The sequence below is a fragment of the Ensifer sp. Root558 genome (assembly GCF_001427045.1).
Lineage (GTDB): Bacteria > Pseudomonadota > Alphaproteobacteria > Rhizobiales > Rhizobiaceae > Ensifer > Ensifer adhaerens.
The window spans coordinates 83,988-106,874 of the sequence record NZ_LMGC01000023.1 but is presented as its reverse complement, the minus strand read 5'-3'; the positions used below and the strand labels follow the sequence as shown (position 1 = coordinate 106,874).

General features: G+C 62.6%; 19 protein-coding genes and 3 tRNA genes. 19 read left to right on the top strand and 3 right to left on the bottom strand.

Annotated features, from left to right (window positions below; translation table 11 throughout):
• Positions 1-60: 60 nt before the first annotated feature.
• Positions 61-2,268 carry an esterase-like activity of phytase family protein gene (locus ASD63_RS20340; protein WP_162253358.1) on the top strand — a complete coding sequence of 736 codons (2,208 nt, stop codon included), beginning with the start codon at positions 61-63 and terminating at the stop codon, positions 2,266-2,268.
• 95 nt (positions 2,269-2,363) lie between these two features.
• On the opposite strand, the gene ASD63_RS20335 is transcribed toward ASD63_RS20340, so the two are convergent.
• Together ASD63_RS20335 and ASD63_RS20330 are read right to left on the bottom strand one after the other, a co-directional pair.
• Positions 2,364-2,840 (bottom strand): MarR family transcriptional regulator, encoded by a 477-nt coding sequence (locus tag ASD63_RS20335; RefSeq protein WP_034803611.1) that lies wholly within the window; start codon positions 2,838-2,840, stop codon positions 2,364-2,366.
• A 228-nt stretch (positions 2,841-3,068) separates the two neighbouring features.
• On the bottom strand, positions 3,069-4,907 hold the full coding sequence (locus ASD63_RS20330; RefSeq protein WP_034803609.1) for a methyl-accepting chemotaxis protein: 1,839 nt from the start codon (positions 4,905-4,907) through the stop codon (positions 3,069-3,071).
• A 379-nt stretch (positions 4,908-5,286) separates the two neighbouring features.
• On the opposite strand from ASD63_RS20330, the gene ASD63_RS20325 reads away from it, so the two are divergent.
• The 3 genes from ASD63_RS20325 (at position 5,287) to ASD63_RS20315 (ending at position 10,508) form a co-directional block, all read left to right on the top strand.
• The gene (locus tag ASD63_RS20325) at positions 5,287-6,567 is read left to right on the top strand and encodes an exonuclease SbcCD subunit D (protein ID WP_034803605.1); all 1,281 of its coding nucleotides are present in this window, start codon (positions 5,287-5,289) and stop codon (positions 6,565-6,567) included.
• A complete protein-coding gene (locus ASD63_RS20320) occupies positions 6,567-10,022 on the top strand; it encodes an AAA family ATPase (RefSeq protein ID WP_034803602.1) in 3,456 nt (1,151 codons plus the stop codon). The genes ASD63_RS20325 and ASD63_RS20320 overlap by 1 nt, the downstream gene beginning before the upstream one ends.
• A gap of 87 nt (positions 10,023-10,109) precedes the next feature.
• A complete protein-coding gene (locus tag ASD63_RS20315) occupies positions 10,110-10,508 on the top strand; it encodes a cupin domain-containing protein (protein ID WP_034803594.1) in 399 nt (132 codons plus the stop codon).
• Positions 10,509-10,733: 225 nt separating this feature from the next.
• Here ASD63_RS20315 and ASD63_RS20310 read toward each other — a convergent pair.
• Positions 10,734-10,809: transfer RNA gene (locus ASD63_RS20310), tRNA-Val, on the bottom strand.
• 458 nt (positions 10,810-11,267) lie between these two features.
• On the opposite strand from ASD63_RS20310, the gene ASD63_RS20305 reads away from it, so the two are divergent.
• The 15 genes from ASD63_RS20305 (at position 11,268) to nuoK (ending at position 22,882) form a co-directional block, all read left to right on the top strand.
• A tRNA-Asp gene (locus ASD63_RS20305) sits at positions 11,268-11,344 on the top strand.
• Between the two features lie 76 nt (positions 11,345-11,420).
• A tRNA-Asp gene (locus ASD63_RS20300) sits at positions 11,421-11,497 on the top strand.
• 299 nt (positions 11,498-11,796) lie between these two features.
• Positions 11,797-12,162, top strand: coding sequence for an NADH-quinone oxidoreductase subunit A (locus ASD63_RS20295; RefSeq protein ID WP_034803593.1), 366 nt, complete (start codon positions 11,797-11,799; stop codon positions 12,160-12,162).
• Positions 12,153-12,731: an NADH-quinone oxidoreductase subunit B gene (locus ASD63_RS20290; protein ID WP_034803591.1), complete on the top strand. Its 579-nt coding sequence runs from the start codon at positions 12,153-12,155 to the stop codon at positions 12,729-12,731. The genes ASD63_RS20295 and ASD63_RS20290 overlap by 10 nt, the downstream gene beginning before the upstream one ends.
• 18 nt (positions 12,732-12,749) lie before the next feature.
• A complete protein-coding gene (locus ASD63_RS20285; protein WP_034803588.1) occupies positions 12,750-13,355 on the top strand; it encodes an NADH-quinone oxidoreductase subunit C in 606 nt (201 codons plus the stop codon).
• Positions 13,356-13,412: 57 nt separating this feature from the next.
• The gene (locus ASD63_RS20280) at positions 13,413-14,603 is read left to right on the top strand and encodes an NADH-quinone oxidoreductase subunit D (protein WP_034803585.1); all 1,191 of its coding nucleotides are present in this window, start codon (positions 13,413-13,415) and stop codon (positions 14,601-14,603) included.
• Entirely contained in the window at positions 14,603-14,860 is a 258-nt protein-coding gene (locus ASD63_RS20275; RefSeq protein WP_034803583.1) for a hypothetical protein, read from the top strand. Before ASD63_RS20280 ends, ASD63_RS20275 begins: the two co-directional genes overlap by 1 nt.
• 16 nt (positions 14,861-14,876) lie before the next feature.
• Positions 14,877-16,007, top strand: a complete 1,131-nt coding sequence (locus ASD63_RS20270) for an NADH-quinone oxidoreductase subunit E (protein ID WP_034803582.1) — start codon at positions 14,877-14,879, stop codon at positions 16,005-16,007.
• An 11-nt stretch (positions 16,008-16,018) separates the two neighbouring features.
• Entirely contained in the window at positions 16,019-17,323 is a 1,305-nt protein-coding gene (gene nuoF / locus ASD63_RS20265; protein WP_034803581.1) for an NADH-quinone oxidoreductase subunit NuoF, read from the top strand.
• Positions 17,324-17,330: 7 nt separating this feature from the next.
• Positions 17,331-17,981 carry an NADH:ubiquinone oxidoreductase gene (locus ASD63_RS20260; protein WP_034803576.1) on the top strand — a complete coding sequence of 217 codons (651 nt, stop codon included), beginning with the start codon at positions 17,331-17,333 and terminating at the stop codon, positions 17,979-17,981.
• A gap of 109 nt (positions 17,982-18,090) precedes the next feature.
• Positions 18,091-20,172 carry an NADH-quinone oxidoreductase subunit NuoG gene (gene nuoG, locus ASD63_RS20255; protein ID WP_034803574.1) on the top strand — a complete coding sequence of 694 codons (2,082 nt, stop codon included), beginning with the start codon at positions 18,091-18,093 and terminating at the stop codon, positions 20,170-20,172.
• Between the two features lie 20 nt (positions 20,173-20,192).
• On the top strand, positions 20,193-21,236 hold the full coding sequence (gene nuoH, locus ASD63_RS20250) for an NADH-quinone oxidoreductase subunit NuoH (RefSeq protein WP_034803570.1): 1,044 nt from the start codon (positions 20,193-20,195) through the stop codon (positions 21,234-21,236).
• Positions 21,237-21,300: 64 nt separating this feature from the next.
• Positions 21,301-21,792: an NADH-quinone oxidoreductase subunit NuoI gene (gene nuoI / locus ASD63_RS20245; protein WP_025426590.1), complete on the top strand. Its 492-nt coding sequence runs from the start codon at positions 21,301-21,303 to the stop codon at positions 21,790-21,792.
• A gap of 138 nt (positions 21,793-21,930) precedes the next feature.
• Positions 21,931-22,545, top strand: a complete 615-nt coding sequence (locus tag ASD63_RS20240) for an NADH-quinone oxidoreductase subunit J (protein WP_034804235.1) — start codon at positions 21,931-21,933, stop codon at positions 22,543-22,545.
• A 28-nt stretch (positions 22,546-22,573) separates the two neighbouring features.
• Positions 22,574-22,882 carry an NADH-quinone oxidoreductase subunit NuoK gene (nuoK, locus tag ASD63_RS20235; RefSeq protein ID WP_034803568.1) on the top strand — a complete coding sequence of 103 codons (309 nt, stop codon included), beginning with the start codon at positions 22,574-22,576 and terminating at the stop codon, positions 22,880-22,882.
• The last annotated feature ends 5 nt before the right edge of the window (positions 22,883-22,887 follow it).

Sequence of the window (22,887 nt, the reverse complement as noted above, 5' to 3'; positions counted from 1 at the left end):
GCGTTGTCATTCGGCTGTCATCGGCATCGCGCAGAACCCCCATGTTTTCAGTGTTCGCACATGGGGGATTTCATGACCATCACTTCGCGCGTGACCGCGCTTGCGGCCGTTCTTCTTGCATCCGCAGCATTTCCTGCGGCGGCCGAGCCCGTCTTCAACCGCATTGCATCCTTTGCTGTTGCCGATAACCTGCCGGAAGGCGATGCGCGCAAGGCGCCGACATCTGCCGAAATCATCACGGCCAGCGAAGACGGCAACACGCTTGTCTATTCCGACAGCCCCGGCAAGCGCGTCGGCCTGATCGACATCACCGATGCCAAGGCGCCGAAGGCAGCCGGCACGGTCTCTTTTGCCGGCGAGCCGACCTCGGTCACCATCGCCGGTGCAAAGGCACTCGTCGCGGTCAACACGCGCGAAAGCTTCGTCAAGCCTTCGGGGCTTCTTGCGATCGTCGATCTGGCCTCGAAGAAAGTCGATGCGACCTGCGATCTCGGCGGCCAGCCGGATTCGATCGCCGTCAACAAGGACCGCACGCTGGCGGCCATCGCCATCGAGAACGAGCGCGATGAAGAGCTGAACGACGGCAAGATCCCGCAGATGCCGGCCGGCGACCTCGTCATCTTGTCGTTGAAGGATGGTGTTGCCGATTGCGGTTCGCTGAAGCGCGTGACGCTGACCGGTCTTGCCGAAATCGCCGGTGAAGACCCGGAGCCGGAATTCGTTTCCTTCAACGGCAAGGACGAGATCGCGCTGACGCTGCAGGAGAACAACCACATCGTCATCATCGACGGCAAGACGGGAACGGTGAAGACGCATTTCTCTGCCGGCACGGTCGACCTCAAGAACATCGACACCAAGCGCAACGGCGCGATTGCCTTCAAGGACGAGCAGCCGGGCCGCAAACGCGAGCCCGACGCGGTGAAGTGGCTCGGCGACAACCGCATCGTCGTTGCCAACGAAGGCGACTATGAAGGCGGTTCGCGCGGTTTCACGATCTTCGACACCACCGGCAAGGTGCTCTTCGAATCGGGCGCGAGCTTCGAGCATGCGATTGCCGCCATCGGACACTATCCCGAGAAGCGCTCTTCGGCCAAGGGCGTTGAGCCCGAGGGCCTGGAAGCGGCGAAGTTCGGTGACGACAACCTGTTCTTCGTTCTGTCCGAACGTGCCTCGATCGTCGGCGTCTACAAGGATACGGGCGCCGAGCCTGAGCTGCTGCAGCTCCTGCCGTCGGGCATCTCGCCGGAAGGCGCCGTCGCGATCCCCGCGCGCAATCTCTTTGCGACCGCAAACGAAGTCGATCTCGTCGAGGACGGCGGCGCGCGCTCGCACGTGATGATCTATGAGCGTGCCGAGGGCGAAGCGGTCTATCCGCAGATCCGCTCCGCCGAGAAGGATGGCCTGCCGATCGGCTTCGGCGCACTCTCCGGTCTCGCTGCCGTTGCCGACAAGCCCGGTTTCCTGCGCGCCGTCAACGATTCGGTCTACTCGTCGCAGCCCACGATCTTCACCATCGACGCCACCCAGAAGCCGGCGCTGATCACCGAAGCGCTCGCCATCACCCGCGATGGCGCACCGGCGCAGAAGCTCGACATCGAAGGCATCGCCAATGACGGGGAAGGGGGCTTCTGGCTCGCGTCGGAAGGCAACTCCGACAAGCTCTACAGCCACGCGATCTTCCACGTGAACAAGAAGGGCGAGATCAAGAAGGAAATCGCCCTGCCGGAAGCGCTGCGTGCCGGCGAAACCCGCTTTGGCTTCGAAGGCATCACCGTTGTCGGCGAAGGCGACGAGCAGACGCTGTGGATGGCGGTTCAGCGCGAATGGAAGGATGACGAGAAGGGCTTCGTCAAGCTCGTCTCCTACAACCTGAAGAGCGAAGAATGGGGCGCCGTGCGCTACCCGCTCGAAAAGGCCGGTGACGGCTGGGTTGGTCTGTCGGAAATTTCCGTCCACGGCGACTATGCCTATGTCATCGAGCGCGACAACCTGATCGGTCAGGCTGCCAAGCTGAAGAAGATCTATCGCGTTGCGCTCTCGGAACTGAAGCCAGCTGCCCTTGGCGGTGAACTGCCCGTCGTCAAGAAGGAAGAGGTTCGTGATCTCATTCCGGAACTGAAGGCGCTGAATGGCTACGTCGTCGACAAGGTCGAAGGCTTCACCGTCGATGCCGCCGGCAACGGCTATGTCGTCACCGACAATGACGGCGTCGACGACTCCTCTGGCGAAACCCTGTTCTTCTCCATTGGCGCAATCAACGCGATGTAAGCGTTACCGCCCGGAGAAAACGGGAGAGGCCGGGACATGACGTCCCGGCCTCTTTCTGTTTCGGCACTTGTGATTTGCGACGAGCGAGAACGCTCCTAGCGGGCGATCGCGATCTGCGCTGCCTCTTCGGCCTCATCCTTGCGCTTGCGGATCTCGTCCGTCCGGTCGACCAGCTTGCCGACGATATCAAAGAGCGCGTCGAGTTCCTCGTCGTCGAGGGCCGAGAAGATCTCCTCGAGCAGCTGCTTGCGCGGGTGCTCTGCGGCTTCCAGTACGACGCGGCCCGTTTCGGTGATCGAGACGATCTTGGCGCGCCGGTCTTCAGGATCGGGCTTGCGCATGACCAGGCGGTCACGCTCCAGGCCGTCGATCGCTTCGGTGACGGTGCGCGGCGCGAAGTTCAGCGCGCAGGCGATGTCGGTCGAACGACAGGGGCCGAGCTTGCTGAGGAAGAAGAGGAACTTGCTGCGCGCCAGCGACACGCCTTCCTCGGTCATCGATTCGTTCACCAGCCGGTGAACCCGGTGGTAAAGCTCGAACAGTCTATCGGAAACTTCAAATGTCTTCTTCATGATCGTCGCTGGAATTTCATGAGGTGCCATGTGAAATGGCAGTAACATTAGTGATAGTTATAATTGCCGCATTTGTCGACACAAACCTCCGGCGTTTCACGGTAACTCCATTGCCGACAAAGAAACGGCCGCCATTTCTGGCGGCCGTTTCACTCGATGTGGCAAGAAATTCTCGCGACAGGCGACCGTTTGCGCGTCACACGACTTGCGCGTCGCCTCCGATCGCGATCAGGCGGCCCAGCGCGCGCCGTTGGTCGACTGGGCGTAGCCGTGACCGCCAGCCTCGGCGAGCGTGAAGCGCGCGATCAGTTCGCGCAGACGGCCGGCTTCCTGGGCAAGCGTCGCGCTTGCCGCATTGGCTTCCTCGACCATCGCCGCGTTCTGCTGGGTGACCTGGTCCATCTGGTTGACGGCCGTATTGACCTCGGAGAGCCCGGCGGACTGTTCCTGTGCCGAGACGGCGATCGCGTCCATATGCTGGTTGATCGTGACGATGAAGCCTTCGATCGTGCGAAGAGCCTCGCCGGTTTCGCGCACGAGACGGACGCCGCTTTCGACTTCAACGGCGGAGTTGCGGATCAGATCCTTGATCTCCTTGGCCGCGTTGGCCGAGCGCTGGGCAAGCTCGCGCACTTCCTGAGCGACGACGGCGAAACCCTTGCCGGCATCACCGGCACGTGCTGCTTCGACGCCGGCGTTGAGCGCCAGCAGGTTGGTCTGGAAAGCGATCTCGTCGATGACGCCGATGATGTTGGAGATCTGGCTCGACGAATGCTCGATGCGGCCCATGGCGTCGACCGCGCCGGAGACGATCGCGCCGGACTTGCGGGCGCTTTCGTTGGCCTGGCCGGCAACGCTGCGGGCCTCGTGAGTGCGCTTTGACGAATTGCCGACATTGACCGTGATCTGGTCGAGTGCTGCCGCCGTTTCTTCCAGAGACGCTGCCTGCTGCTCGGTCCGGCGCGACAGGTCGTCGGCGCTCTGGCTGACTTCACGGGCACCGCTGTCGATGCTGCCCGATGCTGACGAGACGGCGGCAAGCGTGTCGGCGAGCTGGGCGACAGCCTGGTTCAGGTCGTGACGCAGCTGCTCGAAATCGGGCGAGAAGGGTTCGTTGAGCTGGAAGGCGAGATCGCCCGAAGCAAGGCGGCGCAGGCCGCTCGCAAGACCGGCGGTGGCTTCCTGAAGGCGGCGCTGGGCTGCTGCTTCCGCTTCTTCCGTCACGCGCAGACGCTCGGCTTCCGCCTTGGCGCGCTGTGTCTGGGCGTCGGCTTCGAGATGCTGATTGGCGATCGCCGCCTGGCGGAAGACCTCGACCGCACGGGCCATCTCGCCGATTTCGTCCTTGCGGGCACCATAGGGGATGCTGCTGTCGGTGTCACCTTCGGCAAGGCGTGCCATCGAGCGGGTGATGATCTGGATCGGGCGAGCGATGCCGCGCACGGCATAGAGGATGGCGCCGAGCACGATGACGGCGGCAAGGGCGATGACGCCGATCTCGATCATGCGGATCTGGTCATGCGTGGCCGAGCTTGCGGCAACGGCGGCATCCGCGCCGGTGAGGTTCAGCGCCCGCATTTCCTTGATCGCCTCGTCGACCTTGCCTTCGGTCTCGCGCATCTCGACCTTGAAGACGCTCTGCGCCTTCATGTTCTCGAGGTTGTTGGAGAGCTTGACCATGCCTTCGGCGACGGAGAGATAGGCCTGATAGGCAGTCCGGACATTGTCGAGCGCCGCCTTGTCGGCATCGGTGACCATCAGGCTCGAATATTCGTCGGCGAGCTTGTTGAAGCCTCCGACGGTCTCACCGATGACCTTTTCCGCTGCCTTCTTTTCAAACGGCGTCAGGGAAATCAGATGGCGGGCAAACGCCATGCGGGTATCGGAAAGCTGCGTTTCGAGCGCGCGGGAAAGCGAGACGCGCGGTAGCCAGGTGGTGGCGATCTCGTTGTTGCGCTCGTTCATCATCTTGATGCCGCCGAGAGATGAAACGGCAAGCGCCGAAACGATAACGGCGACCACGAGGAAAAGGGCAATAAGCGTGTGGGAAATCTTGAGCCGTGACATGGTACCCCCGGAAGGACGGCCGTCCGTAAAATTGTACTTGAATTAAGTCATTCCGGCTCTTGATCGTCATGACGGAGCGGATAGCCGAAGCAGGAATCATTCCGGTGCCTGGACGCGCTTGAAACGCAGCCGGGGCAAACCTATCGAACAAGATCTTACAAAAGCCCTAATCAATTAAAGTGAGTATAATCTGATATTTGCAGGTAGCGCCGCGATGTCTTGAACAGACGATGTTAACAATCGCCGCCAACCGCATTTGTATTAGCGCCGCCTTTACTTCAGCAGGCTGAAATATGCTTGCCGGGAGCCTGCGCATTTCGCAAGTGGATGACGTGTGACGGCTGATTGACGGGCGGTGGCGGGACGGCCATGGTCGGCCATGCCCTTCCGTTTCGTCCATACCGCAGACCTGCATCTCGATTCGCCTCTCCGCAGCCTCGCCCTTAGAAATGCCGACCTCGCAGAGATCGTGCGCGGGGCGTCGCGGCAGGCTCTGGTCAAGATCGTCGATCTCTGCATCGCCGAAGAGGCCGATGCCCTGCTGATTGCCGGCGATCTCTATGACGGCAGCCAGACGTCGATGAACACGGCCCTGTTTCTCGGACGGGAACTGCGCCGGCTGGATGAACACGGCATCCGCGTCTTCATCATCCGCGGCAACCACGACGCCCAGTCGCAGGTCACCAATGAACTGACCCTGCCGCCATCCGCCCACGTCTTCAAGGGCAGGGCAAAGGCGGTGGTCGCCAAGACGCTGGCAAGCGGTCGCGACGTCTATGTGCACGGCGTAAGCTTCGCCAGCCCGCATGCGCCCGAAAGCCTGCTTCCGGCCTTCCAGCCGCCGGTGCCCGGCGCGGTGAACATCGGCATGCTGCACACGAGCCTCGCAGGTGCCGCGGGTCACGATCTCTATGCCCCCTGCAGCGTCGCCGATCTCGTTGCCCATGGCTTCGATTACTGGGCACTTGGCCACATCCACCAGCGGCAGGTCCATGCGGCGGAGCCCTTCATCGTCATGCCGGGTATGCCGCAGGGTCGCGACATCAACGAAGTCGGCGTGAAGAGCGTGTCGTTCGTCACGGTCGACGACGACGGCCATGTCAGTCTTGCCGAGCGGGCGATCGGCATCGCCAGCTTCGAACGCCTTCGTGTCGATCTGACGGGCATCTCGGAATGGCGCGACATGCTCGATGCCGTCAGGCAGGCGCTTTCGCACACCTGTGGTGAAGCAGCGGCAGAGAACGTCATCCTGCGTCTGACGCTCGCCGGCGCGACGCCCTTGGCCTGGCGCCTTCGCCGTGACGCGGACCTGTTGCGGGCGGAGATCGACAACATCGCCGCCGGCATCGCCGGCTGCTGGATCGAGAAGGTCGAACTCACCTGCGGCAACGCCCGGACCGAAAAACCGGGCGCCATGCTCGATCCCGTCGAAGAGCTGGCGGCGCTCGTCGAAGCGGACGTCTTGCCGGCGCACGGGTTTCGCCAGGACGTGCTGGCGGCCGTGGAAGACGTCCTGCAACAGCTTCCGCCCGAGCTTCGCCAATCGCTGGCACCGGACGAAGAGGCGGTCGCGCGGCTGGCGTTTGAAGCCGGTCTGTCGGGAACCGCCGAGGTGCTCGCCCATCTTCATGGCGGCGGCGCCGGCGAGGGTGGCCACTGATGCGGATCAGCGCGCTCGATCTCGTCCGCTACGGCAAGTTTACCGATCGTCGCCTTGACTTCGGCGATGGCGTGCCCGGCACTCCCGACCTCCACATCGTCTACGGCCCCAACGAGGCTGGAAAGTCGACTCTGTTTTCCGGTTTTCTCGACCTGCTCTTCGGCATCGAGCATTCGAGCCCCTACGGCTTCCTGCACCCTTACCAGACGATGCGCGTGGGCGGCACGATCGAAGCGGCCGGCCGCAGCGATCGCGTCTTCCGGATCAAGCGAAAGACGAACTCGCTGGTCGGCCTCGACGACCAGCCCTTGCCCGACAACCTGTTTTCCGGAGCGCTCGGCGCGATCGATCGCGACACCTACCAAATGATGTTCTCGCTGGACGACGAGAGCATCGAGAAGGGCGGCGAGGCGATCCTGAAAAGCGAAGGCGAACTCGGGTCGCTGCTGTTTTCGGCAAGCTCGGGCCTTCCGGACAGCACGGCGATCCTTGCAGCCCTGCGCGGGCAGGCCGACGGCTTCTACCGGCCACAGGCGCGCAAGCATCAGCTTGCGGAACTGAAAGGCGAGCTTGAGGCCCTGAGGGTCGAACGCAATGCGCTCGATATCAATGCACGCGAATATGCGGCGCTGCGCAAAACGCTGACGCAGGCGCGTGAACGCCACGATGAAGCGATCACGCGTCGAGCCGAGTTGCGGCTGGCGCGGGCCCGCCTGAAAGCCGAGGTCGAAGCGTTGCCCCATTTCGGCAGGCTGCGCGCCCTCCGCGCGGAACTGGCGGGCGCTCCGCCGCTGCCGGTACCGCCAGCGGAGTGGGCGAGTGAACTGCCGGCGCTTCGGCGCCAGGAGGCGGAGACCGAGATCAGGCTACGACAGATCGACAGCGAGATGCAGCATCGCCGCGATGCGCTCGAGGAAATGCCGCTCGACAAGGAAGGTCTCTGCCTGATCGAGCGCCTGACCGCGCTTCAGGAAACCGCGCTTGATGCACGTTATGTCACCGCGGCGCGCGACATGCCGTCTCGATTGGAGGATCTGGCGCGGACCGGGGCAGAAATTCTTGGCTGCCTGTTGCGGCTCGGCGAACCGGCCGACCGCGATCCCGCGTCGCTTTTACTTGCGGCCGGGACCGGCGCGCAGCTTCAGGATTTGGCGCGCCGGCACTCGGCCCTCGTCGAGCGTGTCGCTTCGGCTCGCCTGGAGCTGCAGAGCGCCGTCGAATCAGATCGGGACGCTGAAGGCGATTTGCTACGGCTCGAAGAGCAGGGGGCAGCGGACGTCTCCGGACTTGCCGAAAAGCTGTCGCTGTTGCGACGCAGTGACTGCGTCCTGCGCAAGCAGGCGGCGCAACAGGCCATCGACCGGTTGGATGCGGAACTCGCCGACAAGCTTGTGCAGCTGAGGCCCTTTGCCGGAACGGCCGATGACCTGCTCGCGCTCGACGCCCCGTCGCCGGCAACGCTGGAGACCTGGCGCAGGGCAGCTGCCAGTCAGGAGGAGCGGCATTTGCGAGTTGTCGACCGCATCGCCGCCGAGCAGGAGTTGCTGGCGGGGGACGAGGCGCGGCTGGCCGGGCTGTCCGCCGTTGGCGGCACGATGGACGATTTCTCGGCCTCAGCACTGCGTCAGCGCCGCAATGAAGCGTGGCGCCAGCACAAGGCGGAGCTTGCTCTGGAAACGGCCACTGCCTTCGAGCAGGCGATGAGCGAAGACGATGAGGTTTCCGCGCGACGCCTTGCGGACACGGCGCAGCTTGCCGACATGCGCGGCTTGTCGCTGTCGATCGCCGAGCGGCGTGCCCGCATCGCGACGCTGCGTCAGCAGGAGAAGCAATCTCTGGCCGACGCGGCGACGCAAGCGCAGGTTTTGGCAACAGCCGTCTTGGCCTGCGGCTTACCTAGCGTGATGCGTCTGACGCAGCTGGAGGCTTGGCTGACCACACGGCTTGCGGCGCTGGACCTGCGCGCGCATTTGCGCGCGGCGCGCCAGGATTTCGATCGCGCCCATTCCGAGGAGGCCGAAGCGATTGCCGGCTTGCGCGAGGAGCTTGCGGCCATAGATATCGACGGACGCCTGCCGGAGCGGCTCGACAACCTTCTCCTTGCCGCCGAGCAGGCGGTGTCGCAGGCGCGTGCGCTGGACGGCGCCCGCAACGCAGCCCGTGAGGCGGCAAAGCGGGCGCGAACGCTTCTGGAAAGCCGGCAGTCGGCGCTCGATCTGGCTGAAGACGCGATGGACGCGTGGCAAGAACAATGGTCGGAACTTCTTGCCAAAAGCTGGTTGGCCGCGCGGAGCGAACCGCTGACGCCAGAGCAGACCGGTCCGATGCTGACGATCCTGCAGGAGCTCGATAAGCTGACGCAGCGCAAGGCCGACCTCGAATATCGCATCGCCGGCATGCGCAAGGACCAGGTTGAATTCGACCGTGCCATTGCCAAGCTTGCCCGCGGGACGGCCGCTGATGACACACTGACGACCTACATGACGTTGAAGACGCGCGCCGCCGAGGCGCAGCGGCTTTCGGATCGCCGCGCAACCTTCCTCGCCGAAATCGCCCGCCTGGAGGAAGAGCGGCGTGTCGCCTGTGCGGAGCGGGAACTCCATGTGGCGCGCAGGCGGCAGGTGCTTGAATTCTTCGACTGCGAAACGCTCGATGAGGCCGCGCAGCTATTCGAGGCCGGTCGGGAACAGCAGCGCCTGCGTGAACGCATCGCCGAATCGGAGGCGGATCTTGCCTCCCGCCTTGATGTCGCCGAGAGCACGCAGGCGGAGGCTTTGCTCGCGGAACTCGATGACACGGCGGTGCGGCTGGAGCTGGCACGGATGGATGCCGCACTCGAACAAAGCGACCGCGACGTCAGTGAACTGCATACGGAGATGCGGGAAAGAGAAAAGGCGCTCGCGGCTGTCGAAGGCGGCGACACGGTCGCAGAACTCGAACAGAAGCGGCGGACGTTGCTGCTCGACATCGAAAACAAGGCGCTTGCCTATCTGCGGCTTCGCGCCGGCGTAATCGCCGCCGAGACCGCGCTCCGGCTTTTCCGCGAGCGGCATCGCAGCGCAATGATGCGGCGCGCGTCGGAGACCTTCAGCCGGATCAGCGGCGGAGAATATTCCGGCCTGTCGGCGCAGTCCGACCGGGGACAGGAGTTCCTGATCGCCAATGCGGCGGCCGGTGGGTCGAAGCTTGCCAAGGATCTCTCCAAGGGCACGCGCTTTCAGCTCTATCTGGCGCTCAGAATCGCCGGCTATCACGAAATCGCAGCCGCGCGCGAATCGCTGCCCTTCATCGCCGACGACATCATGGAGACCTTCGACGACGGACGCGCCGGCCGCGCCTTCGAGCAGATGGCCGAAATGGCCCGCGTCGGCCAGGTGATCTATCTGACGCACCACGAGCATCTTTGCGAGATCGCCCGTGAGGCCTGTCCGACTGTGACAATCCACAGGTTATGATAGGCTCGCGGGCGAGGTCGGGCCTGTTGGCCGTAGCGCACTTTCGCTGACGACGAGCGCCACACACGAAAATGGGAGGAACGAGATATGGACATCATACCCGGTGGATCGAGACCTTCGATGCGCGCCCCGGCGGAATACTTCACCGGCACGGTACGCCAGGACCCGGTGATCGAGGCCGCAGACCCGGCGCGCGTCCGCGCTGTCAGCGTCACCTTCGAGCCCGGCGCTCGGACGGCCTGGCATACGCACCCGCTCGGCCAGACCCTGGTTGTCACCGCCGGCCGTGGTCTCGTGCAAAGCTGGGGTGGCCCTGTGCAAGAGATTCGTATGGGCGATGTCGTCTGGTTCCCGCCGGGCGAAAAGCACTGGCACGGTGCAGCACCCGATACGGCCATGGTGCATCTTGCGATTCAGGAAGCGCTCGACGGCAAGGCTGTGGATTGGCTGGAGCATGTCAGCGACGAGCAGTATCGCGGCGGGTAGCGCCGGTGGGCCTATCGATACGTTGGGATTTGGCGGGTTTGCTGCTCCGGCGAGGCTGACGGTGGCGGGTATCGCGATCGAGGCCGTCGAATCCCTGATTCCCGACCGTTGACGGCTGAGCTCTAAAGCCAAAGCAATTCGAAGCGGCAGGCCTATCGCAAACGGCACGCGATAACGCGAACAGCAATTTGAGCAGATTTGGTGATGATTTTCTGTGGGAGAAAATGGTGGGCGATGAGAGACTCGAACTCCCGACATCCTCGGTGTAAACGAGGCGCTCTACCAACTGAGCTAATCGCCCTTCCGCGTTTGGACCGGATCAGTCCGCCGCGTCGGTGGCCGTGATCTAGGCGTAACCGAAAAAAACCGCAAGAGCATTTGTATCGTTTTTATGATTTTTTTTGTTGGCGGTTGCGCGACACCCTGAAACTGCGGGCTTCGTGCTTGTGGACAAAATGCGCGGACGGTGCCTCGGTAACGGCGAACGGGGGAGGGAGGGGAGGCAATCCGGAATCAGCCTCCGTGTACGCGCATCGACGAGTGCGTGTTGGGATAGGTGACGACGGGCCGGTGGCGGCAGGCGCCATTGGTCCATTCCGATTTCGATCCTTTTATCGCCCTGTGGATCAATTTTCACTCCGTCACGGATTTGTCTTCAAACACGCTTGACACCCCAATCCGAACCGCTTAGTTAGCCGCTCATCGAACGGCGCTGCTGCTCGATGCGGGGCGGAAACGCCTCAACCAAGTCAAGATGATGCGGGTGTAGCTCAGTCGGTTAGAGTGCCGGCCTGTCACGCCGGAGGTCGCGGGTTCGAGCCCCGTCACTCGCGCCACTCTTGATCTGGATTTGCCTAGGCGTTCTCAACGAGGGCCGATGGTGATACTAATGATCGTTCGCGGTCATCATGCGCGGGTGTAGCTCAGTCGGTTAGAGTGCCGGCCTGTCACGCCGGAGGTCGCGGGTTCGAGCCCCGTCACTCGCGCCATTTCTTCTCTCCGTCCTTCCTGTGAATTGCGCCGGCCCTAGGGCCGGATTGTGCGCTGCGGCAATCTGTCTCGTCTCGCTTTGTTTTACCGTAAAGTTCGCGTCGGCCCGCGAATCCGCGCTTTGTCGGTATCACCCGTCCGATCCTGTGTTGCGAAGCGGTTTAAATGGCCCCTCAAGGCTTGCGCGACGGCGCGGGCTGCGCTAACCACTCCGGCGTTGCAACATATTTTTCGGCCTGCGAGATTTGTTGTTCTGGCGCTCTCCCATGCGCCCTCCCGCAGGCAGGGACGGATAACAATGACTGAACTTCTCGGTTCCTACGTTCCGATCGCGATTTTCATTGGAATCGCATTGGTGATCGGTGTGGCGCTTCTGATTGCTCCCTTCGCCGTCGCCTTCAAGGCTCCTGATTCGGAAAAGCTGTCGGCCTACGAGTGCGGCTTCAATGCGTTCGACGACGCCCGCATGAAGTTCGACATCCGCTTCTATCTCGTGTCGATCCTCTTCATCATCTTCGACCTCGAAGTTGCCTTCCTCTTTCCTTGGGCGGTTTCGTTCCACGAGCTGGGCTGGTTCGGCTTCTGGTCAATGATGGTCTTCCTCGGAGTGCTGACGATCGGCTTTATCTATGAATGGAAGAAGGGAGCGCTGGAATGGAACTGACCTCCGGCACCACGCTCGTTGCGCCCAAGCCGAAAGGGATCATCGATCCCTCCACCGGCAAGCCGATTGGCAGCAATGATGCATTCTTCGGCGAGATCAACAATGAGCTCGCCGACAAGGGTTTTCTAGTCACCTCGACCGACGAGCTCATCAATTGGGCCCGTACCGGTTCGTTGATGTGGATGACCTTCGGTCTCGCCTGCTGCGCGGTCGAAATGATGCAGATGTCGATGCCGCGCTACGACGCCGAACGCTTCGGTTTTGCGCCGCGCGCCTCGCCGCGCCAGTCCGACGTCATGATCGTCGCCGGCACGCTGACCAACAAGATGGCGCCTGCGCTCCGCAAGGTCTATGACCAGATGCCGGAGCCGCGTTACGTCATCTCGATGGGTTCGTGCGCCAATGGCGGCGGCTACTACCACTATTCCTATTCGGTTGTTCGCGGTTGCGACCGCGTCGTTCCCGTCGACATCTACGTGCCAGGCTGTCCTCCCACGGCAGAAGCGCTGCTTTACGGCGTGCTCCTGCTGCAGAAGAAGATCCGCCGGACCGGCACGATCGAGCGCTAAGGGCAGGGGGTCTTTGATATGAGTGAAGCCCTGAATGAGCTTGCGTCCTACTTGCGCGAAACGCGCGGTGCGCTGATCTCCGACGCATCGCTGGCCTATGGCGAGCTGACGCTGACGACGACGTCGGCGAACCTGATCGCGCTGCTTACGTTCCTTCGTGACGATGTGCAGTGCGCCTTCGTCAATTTCGTCGATGTCTGCGGCGTCGACTGGCCACAGCGGCCGGACCGTTTCGACGTTGTCTATCATCTCTTGTCGCCGCGCCAGAACCTGCGCGTGCGCGTCAAGGTCGCAACCGGCGAGAACGAGCCGGTTCCGTCGGCAACGCCGGTCTATCCCGGTGCCGACTGGTTCGAGCGCGAAGCCTACGATATGTACGGCATCCTGTTTACCGGCCATCCTGACCTGCGTCGCATCCTGACGGACTACGGTTTCGAAGGACATCCGCTGCGCAAGGACTTCCCGGTCACCGGTTTTGTCGAGGTGCGTTACGACGACGAAGCAAAGCGCGTCGTCTACGAACCCGTCGAACTGAAGCAGGAATTCCGCAACTTCGACTTCCTCTCTCCCTGGGAAGGCACGGACTACGTGCTGCCCGGCGACGAGAAGGCGAAAGCACGGTGAGACTAAGTGGTCCGCGGTAGCCGGTGAACGGCTGTCGTCCGACCTGGAGCAATCGGTATGACCGAACATAACGTCCGCAACTTCAACATCAACTTTGGTCCGCAGCATCCGGCGGCGCACGGCGTTCTTCGTCTGGTGCTCGAGCTTGATGGCGAAATCGTCGAGCGCGTCGATCCGCATATCGGCCTGCTGCATCGCGGTACCGAAAAGCTGATCGAGACCAAGACCTACCTGCAGGCCGTGCCCTATTTCGACCGCCTCGACTACGTGGCGCCGATGAACCAGGAGCATGCCTACGCGCTGGCGATCGAGAAGCTGACGGCGACCAAAGTTCCGATCCGCGGCCAGCTCATCCGCGTCCTCTATTCGGAAATCGGCCGCATCCTCTCGCATCTTCTGAACGTCACGACGCAGGCCATGGACGTCGGCGCGCTGACGCCGCCGCTCTGGGGCTTTGAAGAGCGCGAAAAGCTGATGGTGTTCTACGAGCGTGCCTGCGGCGCGCGCATGCACTCGGCCTACTTCCGTCCGGGCGGCGTCCATCAGGACCTGCCGCACGAACTCGTCGAAGACATCGGCAAGTGGATCGATCCGTTCCTGAAGACCGTCGACGACATCGACGAACTCTTGACCGGCAACCGCATCTTCAAGCAGCGCAACGTCGACATCGGCGTCGTCAAGCTTGACGATGCCTGGGCCTGGGGCTTCTCGGGCGTGATGGTGCGTGGCTCGGGCGCTGCCTGGGACCTGCGTCGTTCGCAGCCCTATGAGTGCTATTCGGATCTCGAGTTCGATATCCCGATCGGCAAGAACGGCGACTGCTTCGACCGTTATCTGATCCGTATGATCGAAATGCGCCAGTCGGCCCGCATCATGCGCCAGTGCGTCGATCGCCTGCTCGGCGATGCCAAGGTCGGCCCGGTTTCGTCGCTCGACGGCAAGATCGTTCCGCCGAAGCGCGGCGAGATGAAGCGTTCGATGGAAGCGCTCATCCACCACTTCAAGCTCTATACCGAAGGCTACCACGTGCCGGCCGGCGAAGTTTACGCCGCCGTCGAAGCGCCGAAGGGCGAATTCGGCGTCTATCTCGTCTCCGACGGCACCAACAAGCCCTATCGCTGCAAGATCCGTGCCCCAGGTTATGCGCATCTGCAGGCGATGGATTTCCTCTGTCGGGGACACCAGCTTGCCGACGTTTCGGCCGTGCTGGGCTCCCTCGATATCGTGTTCGGTGAGGTGGACCGCTGATGCGTCTCGCGCCCCTGGCCACGCTCGCTCTTCTCGCGCTTGCATCGACCGTTTCTGCGCAGGAGCAGGTCGAAAGCGGCGCGACGTCGGGCGGCATGCGCGGGGGCTCGATGGCCGATCTCGTTGCCAAGGGCTACGAGATCAAGGCCGCGGTCGCCAATGGCACGCGCTACATCGTATTTTTGCAGAAAGACCAGTCAGCCTATGCCTGCGAATTCGTCTCGGTGACGAAATCGCGGTGCGGTTCGATTAACTGATAAGGTGTCCACTAGAATGTCCGTTCGTCGACTAGCCGAAGACACCGTCCAGCCAGCGAGCTTTGCCTTCAGCAAGGAGAACGCCGCCTGGGCGAAGGAAACGATCAATAAGTACCCCAAGGGTCGAGAGCAGTCTGCCGTCATCCCGTTGTTGATGCGCGCTCAGGACCAGGACGGCTGGGTCACGAAGGCCGCCATCGAGTCGATCGCGGACATGCTCGGCATGCCGTACATCCGCGCGCTCGAAGTTGCGACCTTCTACACCCAGTTCCAGTTGAAGCCGGTCGGCACGCGCGCCCACATTCAGGTTTGCGGTACGACGCCCTGCATGCTGCGTGGCGCCGAAGACCTGATCAAGGTCTGCAAGAGCAAGATTGCCCATGATCCCTTCACCCTGAACGAGAGTGGCACGCTTTCTTGGGAAGAAGTCGAATGTCAGGGCGCCTGCGTCAACGCGCCGATGGTTATGATCTTCAAGGACACCTTCGAAGACCTGACGCCCGAGCAACTCGAGCAGATCATCGACCGTTTCGAAGCAGGCAAGGGTGCTGAAATCACCCCCGGTCCGCAGATCGATCGCATCTATTCGGCTCCGGAAGGCGGCCCGACGACCCTCATGCTTGCGGATGCGGCTCCGGCCAAGGCTGCGTCCAGCGCCGCCAAGAAGGTGAGCGATGCTCCGGCCGTCTCCGTACCGCCGTCGAATGCCGGCCGCGCCAAGACCGCGTCGGCCGTGACCGACGCATCGCTGAAGACCCCGGCGACGGCAAAGGCGGAAGCCGCTGCCAACGCCAAGGTGGAAGGCGACACTGTCGACAAGTCGAAGCCGGCCAAGGCTGCTGCCGTCTCCGGCAAGCCGTCGCTGGAGGACAAGAACCGTCCGGCCGGCATCGAGAAGCCGGCAGCGACCGACGATCTCAAGATGATCTCGGGCGTCGGTCCGAAGATCGAGGGTACGCTCAACGAACTGGGCATCTACACCTACGCGCAAGTTGCTTCGTGGAAGAAGGCGGAGCGCGAGTGGGTCGACGGATACCTGAATTTCAAGGGCCGCATCGAACGCGACGACTGGGTCAAGCAGGCCAAGGCGCTCGCCAATGGCGGCGAAGCCGAATACATCAAGGTCTTCGGCAAGAAGCCGCGGTAAAGAGGTGAATTATGCTCAGAGATGAAGACCGCATCTTTACCAATATCTACGGCCTCAAGGACAAGTCCCTGAAGGGCGCCATGGCGCGCGGCCACTGGGACGGCACCAAGCAGCTGCTCGAAAAGGGCCGTGACTGGATCGTCAACGAAGTGAAGGCTTCCGGCCTTCGCGGTCGTGGCGGCGCCGGCTTCCCGACGGGCCTCAAGTGGTCCTTCATGCCGAAGGAAAGCGACGGCCGTCCGCATTACCTCGTCGTCAATGCCGACGAGTCCGAGCCCGGCACCTGCAAGGACCGTGACATCATGCGTCACGATCCGCATACGCTGATCGAAGGCTGCGTCGTCGCCAGCTTCGCCATGGGTGCCCATGTCGCCTACATCTACGTCCGCGGCGAATTCGTCCGCGAGCGCGAGGCGCTGCAGGCGGCGATCGACGAGTGCTACGCCTATGGCCTGCTCGGCAAGAACAACAAGCTCGGCTACGACATCGACATCTACGTGCACCATGGTGCCGGCGCCTACATCTGTGGCGAAGAGACGGCGCTGCTCGAAAGCCTTGAAGGCAAGAAAGGCCAGCCGCGCCTGAAGCCGCCGTTCCCGGCCAACATGGGCCTCTACGGCTGCCCGACGACCGTCAACAACGTCGAGTCGATCGCGGTCACCCCGACCATCCTGCGCCGCGGCGCCGGCTGGTACACGAGCTTCGGCCGGCCGAACAACCACGGCACCAAGCTCTATTCGGTCTCCGGTCACGTCAACCGCCCGTGCACGGTCGAAGACGCGATGTCGATCCCGTTCCATGAGCTGATCGAAAAGCACTGTGGCGGCATCCGCGGCGGCTGGGACAACCTGCTTGCCGTCATTCCCGGCGGTTCGTCCGTTCCTTGCGTGCCCGGCGCGCAGATGAAGGACGCGATCATGGATTTCGACGGTCTGCGCGAGGTCGGTTCCAGTCTTGGAACCGCCGCCGTCATCGTGATGGACAGGTCGACCGACATCATCAAGGCGATCTGGCGTCTCTCGGCCTTCTACAAGCACGAGAGCTGCGGTCAGTGCACGCCGTGCCGCGAAGGCACCGGCTGGATGATGCGCGTCATGGAACGCATGGTTCAGGGCCGCGCCCAGAAGCGCGAAATCGACATGCTGTTCGACGTCACCAAGCAGGTGGAAGGCCACACGATCTGCGCGCTCGGCGACGCAGCTGCCTGGCCGATCCAGGGTCTGATCAAGCATTTCCGTCCGGAAATGGAAAAGCGCATCGACGAATATACGCGCAATGCGTCGTCGCATGGCGCGGTTCTGGAAGCGGCGGAGTAACCCGACGATGGCCGGCGCACGCGAAGAGGGACAGATGAAGGGACAGGCCGAAGCAGGCATTCCGTTCGCACGTCCGCTTGGCGGCGATCCGGCCGACCCGTTCGGCATGGGCGAATGGATGAAGGGCCTTTCACAGGTGCCGCTGCATCCGCTGATGGTTCACCCGGCAGCCGCAGTTGCAGCAGCGACCGCGATCGGCTTCGGTCTCACGACCCAGATTGCGGGCGCCATGATCGGCGCGATGCAAGGGGCCGTCGAGGCGGCGCAGAAGCGGGCAGAGCCCGCATCGTCTGACACGACGACTGCCGTTGTCGCAAAGACGGTGCAGGCCGACGCAAAGCCGGAACCGGTCGCCAAGCCGTCCGCGCCTGCCAAGCGCGCAGCCGCAAAGCCGGTGGTCGAGAAGGTTGCCGCTCAAAAGGTGGTCAAGGTTCGCGCGACGCGCGCCAAGGCGAAAGCCACCGACGACCTGAAGCGGATCTCCGGCATCGGCCCGAAGCTCGAGCAGGTGCTGAACGCGAAGGGCATCAGCGGCTTTGCCGACATCGCCGGTTGGAGCGAGGCGGATGTCGCCCGCTTCGACGACGAACTCGGTTTCGGCGGGCGGATCAAGCGGGACGATTGGGTTGGACAGGCCAAGGCGCTGAAAGGCGCTTGAGACAACAGGGCGGGGACCGGGGACGGCCATCGCCCGCAAGCAGCAAGGCTGTGTTGGAATTGTGCGTCGCCGATGGGCCGACGGACGGAAGACAGGATTGAGTACGAAGATGGCAAAGCTGAAAGTCGACGGAAAAGAGATCGAGGTACCGGATCATTTCACGCTGCTTCAGGCGTGCGAAGAGGCCGGGGCTGAAGTTCCGCGCTTCTGTTTTCACGAGCGGCTTTCGGTCGCCGGCAACTGCCGCATGTGTCTGATCGAGGTGAAGGGAGGGCCGCCCAAGCCCGCCGCTTCCTGCGCCATGGGCGTGCGCGACCTCCGTCCGGGCCCGAACGGCGAAGCGCCGGAAGTCTTCACGACCACGCCGATGGTCAAGAAGGCGCGCGAAGGCGTGATGGAATTCCTGCTGATCAACCATCCGCTCGACTGCCCGATCTGTGACCAGGGCGGCGAATGCGACCTGCAGGACCAGGCCATGGCCTTCGGTATCGACAGCTCGCGCTACCAGGAAAACAAGCGCGCCGTCGAAGACAAGTATATCGGCCCGCTCGTCAAGACCGTGATGAACCGCTGCATTCACTGCACGCGCTGCGTTCGCTTCACGACCGAAGTTGCCGGCATTGCCGAACTTGGCCTGATCGGCCGCGGCGAAGACGCCGAGATCACCACCTATCTCGAGCAGGCGATGACCTCCGAACTGCAGGGCAACGTCGTTGACCTCTGCCCGGTCGGTGCGCTGACCTCGAAGCCGTTTGCCTTCACCGCCCGTCCGTGGGAGCTGAACAAGACCGAATCCATCGACGTGATGGACGCGCTCGGTTCGGCGATCCGCGTCGATACCCGCGGCCGCGAAGTCATGCGCATCATGCCGCGCGTCAATGAGGACATCAACGAAGAGTGGATCTCCGACAAGAGCCGCTTCATCTGGGATGGCCTGAAGACGCAGCGCCTCGATCGTCCATACGTCAAAAAGGACGGCCGTCTGCAGCCGGCAACGTGGGGCGAAGCCTTCCAGGCGGTCAAGGCTGCCGTCGCCCAGACTTCCGGCGACAAGATCGGCGCCATTGCCGGCGACCTCGCTTCGGTCGAAGAAATGTACGCGCTGAAGCAGCTGATCGCAGCGCTCGGCTCCGAGAGTGTCGACTGCCGCCAGGATGGCGCCGCACTCGACCCGTCGCTCGGTCGCGCCAGCTACCTTTTCAACCCGACGATCGCTGGCATCGAAAGCGCTGACGCGCTGCTGATCATCGGCTCCAATCCGCGCTTTGAGGCTTCGGTTCTCAACGCCCGCATCCGCAAGCGCTACCGCATGGGCAACTTCCCGATCGCCGTGATCGGCGAGCCGGGCGAACTGCGTTACGAATACGAGTATCTCGGCGCCGGCACCGAAACGCTCGCCGAGCTCGTCTCGGGCAAGGGCAAGTTTGCAGCGACCTTAAAGAAGGCGCAGCGCCCGATGATCCTCATCGGCCAGGGTGCTGTTGCAGGGGAGGGCGGCGATGCCGTTCTTTCTGCCGCCGCCAAGCTCGCAGGCGCCGTCGGTGCGATTACCGCCGAGTGGAACGGTTTTGCCGTTCTTCACACGGCCGCTTCCCGCGTCGGTGGTCTCGACCTCGGCTTCGTTCCGGGCGCGAACGGCAAGACGGCGGCCGAGATGGTCACCGCCTCCGACGTTCTCTTCCTGCTCGGCGCTGACGAGATCGACCTTGCGGAACGCAAGTCCGGCTTCACGGTTTATATCGGCTCGCACGGCGACAACGGCGCACATGCCGCCGACGTCATCCTGCCGGGCGCGACCTACACCGAAAAGTCCGGCACCTGGGTCAACACCGAAGGCCGCGTTCAGGTCGGCAACCGCGCCGGCTTCGCACCGGGCGACGCACGCGAGGACTGGGCGATCATCCGCGCGCTCTCCGACGTGCTCGGCAAGAAGCTGCCCTTTGATTCGCTTGGCGAATTGCGCTCGAAGCTCTATGCGGCCCACCCGCATTTCGCCGATATCGACGCGATCGCGAGCGGCAACGGCGACGAAATTGCCGCACTTGGTCAAAAAGCAGGTGAGATGGGCAAATCCGTGTTTGCGTCTCCGGTCAAAGACTTCTATTTGACGAACCCGATAGCGCGCGCATCCGCCGTCATGGCCGAATGCTCGGCTTTGGCACGCAACAATTTCAAAGCTGCGGCGGAATGAGCGCGAGGGAATAGAGTATCATGGACGCTTTCGTTTCGACCTATGTCTGGCCCGCGATCATCATGGTCGCCCAGTCGCTGCTGCTCCTGGTCGCGCTGCTGCTTTTCATCGCCTACATCCTGCTCGCAGACCGTAAGATCTGGGCTGCAGTTCAGCTCCGCCGTGGTCCGAATGTGGTGGGCCCCTGGGGACTTTTCCAGTCCTTCGCCGACCTTTTGAAGTTCGTCTTCAAGGAGCCGGTTATCCCGGCCGGCGCCAACAAGGCGATCTTCCTGCTCGCCCCGCTCGTCTCCGTGACGCTGGCGCTCGCCGCTTGGGCCGTGATCCCGCTCAACGCCGGCTGGGTGATCGCGAACATCAACGTCGGCATCCTCTTCGTGTTCGCCATATCTTCTCTTGAAGTTTATGGCATCATCATGGGCGGCTGGGCGTCGAACTCCAAATATCCCTTCCTCGGCGCGCTTCGCTCCGCGGCACAGATGGTCTCCTACGAAGTCTCGATCGGCTTCGTTATCGTCACCGTCCTGCTCTGCGTCGGCTCGCTGAACCTGACGGACATCGTCAACGCGCAGTCGAGCGGCATCGGCACCAACCTCGGCCTGCCGGCGTCGTTCCTCGACTGGCATTGGCTGGCGCTGTTCCCGATGTTCATCGTGTTCTTCATTTCGGCGCTGGCCGAAACGAACCGCCCGCCTTTCGACCTTCCCGAAGCGGAATCCGAACTCGTCGCCGGCTTCATGGTCGAGTACGGCTCCACGCCTTACATGATGTTCATGCTCGGCGAATATGCCGCCATCTGCCTGATGTGCGCGCTGACGACGATCCTGTTCCTCGGTGGCTGGCTGCCTCCGGTGGACGTCTGGTTCCTCAACTGGGTACCCGGCATCATCTGGTTTGTGCTGAAGGCATCCTTCGTGTTCTTCATGTTCGCGATGGTGAAGGCTTTCGTGCCGCGTTACCGCTACGACCAGCTGATGCGTCTTGGCTGGAAGGTCTTCCTGCCGATCTCTCTCGCAATGGTCGTGATCACTGCGTTCGTTCTCAAGCTGACGGGAGCCGCATGACGATGGCTCACGTTTGGCAGCATACCGCCGGTCGCTCCCAGGCCGGCAACTCTGGAGGTAAATGATGGCCGGTCTTTCGCAAGCCGTCAGCTCGCTGTTCCTGAAGGAATTCGTCGGCGCGTTCTTTCTGTCGATGCGCTATTTCTTCAAGCCGAAGGCGACGTTGAACTACCCCTTCGAAAAGGGACCGGTCAGCCCGCGCTTCCGCGGCGAGCATGCGCTGCGCCGTTATCCGAACGGTGAAGAGCGTTGCATCGCCTGCAAGCTGTGCGAGGCGATCTGTCCTGCACAGGCCATCACCATCGAAGCCGGCCCGCGCCGCAACGACGGCACACGCCGTACGGTTCGCTACGACATCGACATGGTGAAGTGCATCTATTGCGGTTTCTGCCAGGAAGCCTGTCCGGTCGATGCCATCGTCGAGGGCCCGAACTTCGAGTTCGCCACCGAGACGCGCGAAGAGCTTTACTACGACAAGGACAAGCTCCTCGCCAACGGCGACCGTTGGGAACGGGAAATCGCACGCAACATCGCAATGGACTCGCCCTATCGCTGAGGCCAGAGCGTAGCGCCGCCCCGGGGAGGGCGGTGCATGTGACATAGGTTTGGGCAACGGCCGGACGCGTGTCCGGCTTTGCCTGTGGAGTGGGGCCAGAAGCGCCTCACGCCGTGCAAGACGAAGAAGGCACCGATCATGGGTCTGCAGGTTCTTTTTTTCTATCTCTTTGCCTTCATCGCGGTGGCGTCGGCATTCATGGTCATTGCGGCCAGGAACCCGGTTTATTCGGTTCTGTTCCTGATCCTGACCTTCTTTAACGCGGCAGGTCTGTTCCTGCTGACTGGCGCCGAATTCCTCGCGATGATCCTGCTGGTCGTTTATGTCGGCGCGGTCGCGGTGCTGTTCCTGTTCGTGGTCATGATGCTCGACATCGACTTCGCGGAACTGCGGGCCGGCGTGCTTGAATATGCGCCGGTGGGCGCGCTGATCGGTCTGATCCTTGCAGCCGAGCTCATCATCGTGGTTGGCGGTGCGACATTCTCGCCTGAGATCGCCAAGTCGATTTCGATGCCGATCCCGGCGGTCGCCGACCGCACGAACACGGCAGCGCTCGGCGACGTGCTCTACACGCACTACGTCTACTTCTTCCAGATCGCCGGCCTGGTCCTGCTCGTAGCCATGATCGGCGCGATCGTGCTGACCCTGCGCCACCGCGAAAACATCAAGCGCCAGAACATCCCGCAGCAGGTTGCCCGCACGCCCGAGACCGCCGTCGAAGTGGTCACGGTCAAGCCCGGCCAGGGCATTTAAGTCGGACGCGAGATCGAGGAACAAAAAAATGGAAATCGGAATTTCCCACTATCTCACCGTCAGCGCCATCCTGTTCACGCTGGGCGTCTTCGGCATCTTCCTGAACCGGAAGAACGTCATCGTCATCCTGATGTCGGTCGAACTCATTCTTCTTGCGGTCAACATCAACATGGTCGCCTTCTCGGCGTTCCTGAATGACATCACTGGCCAGGTCTTTGCCCTGTTCATCCTGACCGTCGCGGCTGCGGAAGCGGCCATCGGACTTGCAATTCTCGTCGTCTTCTACCGCAACCGCGGCTCGATCGCTGTTGAAGACGTCAACATGATGAAGGGCTGATTGGG